6 protein-coding genes are annotated in these 5,917 nt (G+C 61.8%); 1 reads left to right on the forward strand and 5 read right to left on the reverse strand.

Annotated features, from left to right (window positions below):
• Positions 1 to 517: helix-turn-helix domain-containing protein (locus tag OQK_RS06300; protein ID WP_038860639.1), on the forward strand; the 517-nt coding region annotated here is incomplete at its 5' end.
• 337 nt (positions 518 to 854) lie between these two features.
• Here the strand turns inward: OQK_RS06300 and OQK_RS06305 are convergent.
• From OQK_RS06305 to OQK_RS06325, 5 genes are all read right to left on the reverse strand, one after another.
• Positions 855 to 3,284, reverse strand: coding sequence for a TonB-dependent siderophore receptor (locus OQK_RS06305; protein WP_016771619.1), 2,430 nt, complete (start codon positions 3,282 to 3,284; stop codon positions 855 to 857).
• A 127-nt stretch (positions 3,285 to 3,411) separates the two neighbouring features.
• On the reverse strand, positions 3,412 to 4,401 hold the full coding sequence (locus OQK_RS06310; RefSeq protein ID WP_016771620.1) for a FecR family protein: 990 nt from the start codon (positions 4,399 to 4,401) through the stop codon (positions 3,412 to 3,414).
• Positions 4,398 to 4,964 (reverse strand): RNA polymerase sigma factor, encoded by a 567-nt coding sequence (locus OQK_RS06315; RefSeq protein WP_016771621.1) that lies wholly within the window; start codon positions 4,962 to 4,964, stop codon positions 4,398 to 4,400. The genes OQK_RS06310 and OQK_RS06315 overlap by 4 nt, the downstream gene beginning before the upstream one ends.
• A gap of 1 nt (position 4,965) precedes the next feature.
• Positions 4,966 to 5,292 carry a DUF3325 domain-containing protein gene (locus OQK_RS06320; protein ID WP_016771622.1) on the reverse strand — a complete coding sequence of 109 codons (327 nt, stop codon included), beginning with the start codon at positions 5,290 to 5,292 and terminating at the stop codon, positions 4,966 to 4,968.
• Positions 5,292 to 5,917: PepSY domain-containing protein (locus OQK_RS06325; protein ID WP_016771623.1), on the reverse strand; the 626-nt coding region annotated here is incomplete at its 5' end. The genes OQK_RS06325 and OQK_RS06320, both read right to left, overlap by 1 nt.

Below are 5,917 nucleotides of genomic sequence, written 5' to 3' on the forward strand. Positions count from 1 at the left end.
CGAGATGCAGTTGCGCGAGCAGACCTTTCTCGAAGATCCGCAGCAGGCGCAGCGCTTCCGGCAATTGCTGAATCTGAACTGGCAAGAGCCGGCCGAGCGCTTGCTGACCAGCAGCCTCGCCCATGAACTGATCAGCCACACCTTGCTCAGCCAGGTCGGTGCGCGTCAGGGCCTGCGCCTCAAGGGCGGGCTGGCGCCGCACCAGCGCCGACAACTGGTGGAGTTCATCGACAATCAGTTGAGCGAAGCCATCAGCCTCGGGCAACTGGCCGGGCTGTGTGCGCTGTCGGAATATCACTTTGCGCGGATGTTTCGCCTGAGCTTCGGCCTGCCGCCACATCAATATGTGCTGGCGCGGCGCTTGAGCCGGGCGCGGGAATTGTTGCGCGGCACGGCGTTGCCGCTGGGCGAGATCGCGCTGGCGTGCGGGTTTGCCAGTGCGAGTCATTTTACTAATCGGTTCAGGCAGGTTTTGGGTGGGACGCCGGGCGAGTATCGGCAGGCTTTTTTGCGTTGAGCCCTCTTCCCCTCACCCCAGCCCTCTCCCAGAGGGAGAGGGGGCCGACCGAGGTGTCTCGCACTGTACGTCGACCTGAAACACCGAATCGATTATAGATTCAAAGCAACACGTTCAAGTCGGTGTACCTCTGGAATATCCCACGGTCAGTCCCCTCTCCCTCCGGGAGAGGGAGAGGGGGCCGACCGAGGTGTCTTGCGGTGTACATCGACCTGAAAAATCGCATCGATTATGGATTCCAAGCATTACTTTCAGGTCGGTGTATCTCTCGAATATCCCACGGTCAGTCCCCTCTCCCTCCGGGAGAGGGCTAGGGTGAGGGGCTTTTGATCTTGCCTCAAAACTCCAGAGTGCTGGAAAGCGAAACCTGCCGCGAATCCCCCATCGACACAAAGAAGCGGCTCGCCGAAGAGGTGTAATAAGTGCGATCAAACAGGTTCTTCACGTTCAACTGAAACTTGACCTTCTGCCCTTCAACCATGGTGTCGTAAGTGGCAAACGCATCCGCCACGGTGTAGCTCGGCAGATCGAAATCATTCACCGCATTGCCTGCGCGTTCGCCGACGTACCGCGCCCCTGCCCCGACACGCAGTTGATCGCCGCCAAACACATTGCCGAAGTCATACACCGCCGACAGCGAGCCGGAATTCTTCGCTACGTTTTGCAGGCGCTTGCCTTTGTATTCCGGGTCTTCGGTGACTTCGGCATCGGTGTAGGCGTAGCTGCCGATCAGGTTCCAGTGCTCGCTGAGCTGCCCGCTCAGGTCAACTTCCAACCCGCGTGAACGCACCTCGCCTGCCGCACTGTAAATCGTTGTCGGGCCTTCGGAATTGGCCACCAGTACGTTGCGTTTCTTGATGTCGAACAACGCGATATTGCCGGTGATGCTGCCGGGCATATCCAGCCGCGCACCCAGCTCCCACGACTTGGCTTCCTCTGGCGCGATGCTGCCGTCGAGCACGGTGCTGCTGCCGCTCAGCGGGGCGATGGTCGAGTTGGGTTTGAACGATTCAGTGTAGCTGCCGTAGAACGACAAGGCGTCGGTGTAGCGATACACAAGACCGGCGCGCGGTACCCACTTCTGGCCATTGCTGTCGGTATTGGCCTTGAACGGCACGCCTTTGCCGGCGTACTGGTCGTACTCCTGAAAACGGCCGCCGGCGACCAGAATCCACTGCTCGTTGAGGTGAATCGAATCCTGCAGGAACAGCGAATCGCTGCGCAGTTTGTCGGTCTGCGCGCTGTCGGGCGCACTCACCGTAGTGCCCATCACTTCGCGACCATAGACCGGGTTGAGATAGCTGAAGGTGGTCAGGCTTTTCTGCCGGATCAGATCTTCGCGGTAGATCTTGCGGTATTCATCATCAACGCCGAACACCAGATCATGTTGCATGCCCAGCACATTCACTTTGCCTTCGAGGCTGGCGGTGGTGAAACGATCGGTGCTGATCGCATTCTGGGTGCCGTCCATGCTGCGCGTCAGTGTGCCTTTGTTGGTGTCGATCGCCGTCACGCGCACTTGGCTGGCGTCGTAGGTTTCACGGTTCCAGCTGTAGCCGAAGTGGGCTTTCCAGTCGTCGTTGAGTTCATGGTCGGCTTCGAAATGGTAGAGGTCCGAGCGCCCTTCCATGTCGTTGAACGGCTCATCGAGACGCTGCTTGCGCGAGATATCCAGCGGATGATTGGTGCGCGGATCGATCAAGGTGCCACGGTCGAAGGGGGTGAGAAACTCGCGGTGCTCGTAGGCGAACAACAGCTTGGTGCGCTCGCCGTACCAGGCCAGCGATGGTGCGATCAGCGTCTCGCGATGGGTGCCAAAGTTGCGCCAGTAATCTTCGTCTTCATGATCGACGACCATGCGATAGGCGAAGCCGGAATCGCCCAGCGCCCCGGTGCTGTCGAAGGCGCCGCCGCTGCCGTTCTTGCCGTCACCGTAGGTCGAACCGCGTACGGTCACGGCGTTGTACTGGGTCAGTTCCGGCTTCTTGCTGACCAGGTTGACCACACCACCCGGATCCTGAATCCCGTAGAGCAACGAGGCCGGGCCCTTGAGCACTTCGACGCGATCCACGGTGGCGTTCATGCCACGGCCCTGCACCAGCGGCATGCCGTCGCGCATGATCGAGCCGTTGCGGTTGTCGCCGAAGCCGCGAGTCATCACCGAGTCCTGGGTACTGCCCAAGGTGTTGCCCTGGGTGATGCCGCTGACATTGGCCAGCGCGTCGTCGAGATTGCGCGGCGCCTGATCGCGAATGACCTGCGCCGGGATGACATTGACCGTCTGTGGGATTTCTTGCAGCGACGCCGATGAGCGCATCACCGAACTGGTTTCCGGTGGCTGATAACTCATCGATTCGTCGCGCGTGGACGTGATGGTGGTGGCGCCGAGATTGAGCGCGCCTGCGGTCGGCATCGGCTCCAGCGCCAGGGTATGACTGTCGGTGCGGCGAAAGCTCAAGCCGGAGTTGCCGAGCAGGCGTTGCAGGGCCTGTTCGGCGCTCATCTGGCCGTTGACTGCCGGAGCATTGAGGCCGTACGGCGCTTCGTCGGTGTAGACCACGCTCTGCCCGGTCACGCGGCTGAAATCGCTCAGGGCCTGCGGCAACGGTTTGGCGGCGAGGGCAAAATTGAATTGCTGTTGCGCCTGACTACCTACCGCTTCTGCCGCCAACGCGATACTCATCGGCAGCAATGCCAACGCGGAAAAACTCAGCGCCGACATGCCCAACCACTGTTTGACCGAACCGGATTTTGCCCTGGACTTCATTGCTCAATGACCTGTGTAGAACCGCAACGGATGCGAATGGCTCGCAGTTTCAGTCACTACACGGATGGGGCTCGGGGTTACCTCACCATAAATCGAAAATAATTTTGAAGATCAAAAGATCGCAGCCTCAGCGCAGAATAATCAGCTGCCCCAACACCCGATGCTGCTCAAACCCCAACACCCCCTGCAACGAATTGAGCACCGCCTGCGGGTCCTTGCTCGGAAAGCTGCCGCTGACCTTGCGCGCCGCCAGCTCATCGTTGAGCAGCACAATCCGCCCCGGGTAATAGCGGCGCAGATCCTCGACGACTTCGGCCAGCGTGGTCTTGTAGTAAGTCAGCCAACCCTGACGCCAGGCCAGTTGCGCTTCACTGTCCACGGCATGCAGTTTTTCCGCAGTGCCGTCGGCATAAGCAACTTGCTGACCAGCAGTGAGAATCTGTTGTTGACCGTGCTCGTCCGCCGTCACCGCGACACGTCCGGACAATACCGTCACTTGCGCGCCGTGGAGTTGCCGGCGCACTTCGAACTGCGTGCCCAGCACCCGCGCCTCGCCCTGCTCCGCCGCCACCACAAACGGATCGCCGGTGTGAGTGACGCTGAAGAAAGCAGCGCCTCTGATCAATTTCACGCGGCGCTGACCATGACTGAAATCCACAGCAATCGCGCTATCGGCATCCAGCGTCACTTGCGATTGATCGGCCAAGATCACCGTGCGAATTTCGCCAGGCGCGGAGACATGATCGGCGCGCAGATCGTCGAGCCAGCGCTGCGCCTGCCACCCCGTGCCGAGGCTGATCATCAACAGCAGACACGCCGCCAGCGCCAGCGCTCCCGACCAACGCAAAATCGGCAAGCGACGCGGGGCGTCCATCGCCTGCAGATAACCTTGCAGCGCGGGCGCATCTTCATCGGCCAGCGTGCGCGCGGGGCTTTCGCTGAGTTCCCAGATCACCTGCGCCTGCGCATACGCTTGGGCATGGGCGGGATCGGCGCGCAGCCATTGGCTGAAGGTGAGTTGATCGCCAGTGCTCGGGCGGTCGTGCAACAGGCTCAGCCAGGCCAGCGCGGCCTGCTCCTGGGCCGGCGTCGGTGTGATCGGATCAGATGGCTTCACGGTGCTTTCCCTGGCAGGCGTGGCGCGGGGTCGCGCAGGCTGGCCTTGCAGGCCTCGAGGGCGCGCATCATATGTTTTTCCACGGCACTTTGGGACAGGCCCATGGCCTTGGCGATCTCGGCGTACTTGCGCCCGTGAATGCGATTGAGCAGAAAGATCTGCCGGGTACGCTCGGGCAAGGCGCGCAACGCGGCTTCGACGTGACGCAGATCATTGCCGGCCTCCAGCGCAGCCTGGGGTTCGCTGCCATGGCTGTCGGGTTCGTCCGGCTGCCAGCCTTCGTTGACCCGCGTGCGCGTGCCTTCACTGCGCAAATGATCGATGGCGATGTTGCCGGCGCAGCGCAGCAGATAAGTGCTGAGCTCTTCGACCTGCACCAGCGGCCGCCGCCAGAAGCGCAAAAACAGATCCTGGACCAAGTCCGCCGCCGTCGCCCGACAACCGACGCGCCGGTTCACCAGCGCCTCCATTTGCGCACGCTGGGACAGAAACACCTGAAGAAAATGCGCACGCGCGCCACGCGCTTCATCGTCACGCGATTCCGGTGGCAGACCGATCAGCACTTCAGCACTGCGCCCAGGCGGCGACCGGGCTGGCCAGCAGGCTCAACCCGGCCAGTGCCATGGCCAGACGCGGGCGATACGGCAGCAACAGCACCAATGCCAAAGCGCTGAGCATCAGCACCGCGAACCAGTCGACCAGACCGAAACTCCAGCCACTGGCCGCGACCGCTGCCCACAGCGAAAGCGCCAGCAACAGCCATCCCGCCAACGCCAGACCCTGACGGCGGCGCGTCGACGGTTTGGCGCCGAGCAATTCGGCGTGATGACGTGGCATCGACAGGCACAACGCGGTGAAGCCGGCATAGCTGAGCAACAGGGCCAGCAGCATCAGTTAGCCCCCTGTTCGACTGTGATCGAGCGAGGCGAAGGACTTGCTTTGCGAACGCTGACGGAGTCGCCCGAACGCTGCATCTTGCGCGCAGCCCAGCCGAGAAAAAGCCCCATCGCCAGACACGTCAGATCAAATCCGGCCAGTGCCCAGTCGCGCTGCATCAGGCTGGCGCCAAGATTCCACGGCGTGGTCAGCGCATTGATCAGCGGCACCGCGATAAACAGCGCAGCGCCGAGCGTCAGCTGTTCGATCCAGGCCTTGCGCCCCGGACGCAACACCGCATGCACCACGCTCAACCCCCAAGCCATGAAAAACGCATTCACTTCCCAATCGGCCCGCCCCGCCAGACTCACCGGCAGCAGTCGATTGGCCAAAAAGAACACCGCCACCGCCGATACCAGGCCGGCCATGCTGGCGATATTCAGCACCTCAACCAGGCGCAATTCGAACGGCAGCGCCGCGCTTTTCACGTGTTTGAGCTGCCGCTTGCCGAGCCAGATCACCAGCCCGGTGCCAATCATCGCCGTGCCGGCCAGTCCGCAAATGAAATACAGCCAGCGCAACAGCGGCCCGGCGAAATGGCCCATGTGCAACCCGTAAAACGCGCCACCCACCGCCATCG

The organism is Pseudomonas sp. R62 (assembly GCF_000257605.1).
Classification (GTDB): domain Bacteria; phylum Pseudomonadota; class Gammaproteobacteria; order Pseudomonadales; family Pseudomonadaceae; genus Aquipseudomonas; species Aquipseudomonas atacamensis.

Coding starts and splice junctions, on each gene's coding strand:
- OQK_RS06305 (WP_016771619.1), bottom strand. CDS start 3,284: ATGAAGTCCAGGGCAAAATCCGGTTCGGTCAAACAGTGGTTGGGCATG.
- OQK_RS06320 (WP_016771622.1), bottom strand. CDS start 5,292: ATGCTGCTGGCCCTGTTGCTCAGCTATGCCGGCTTCACCGCGTTGTGC.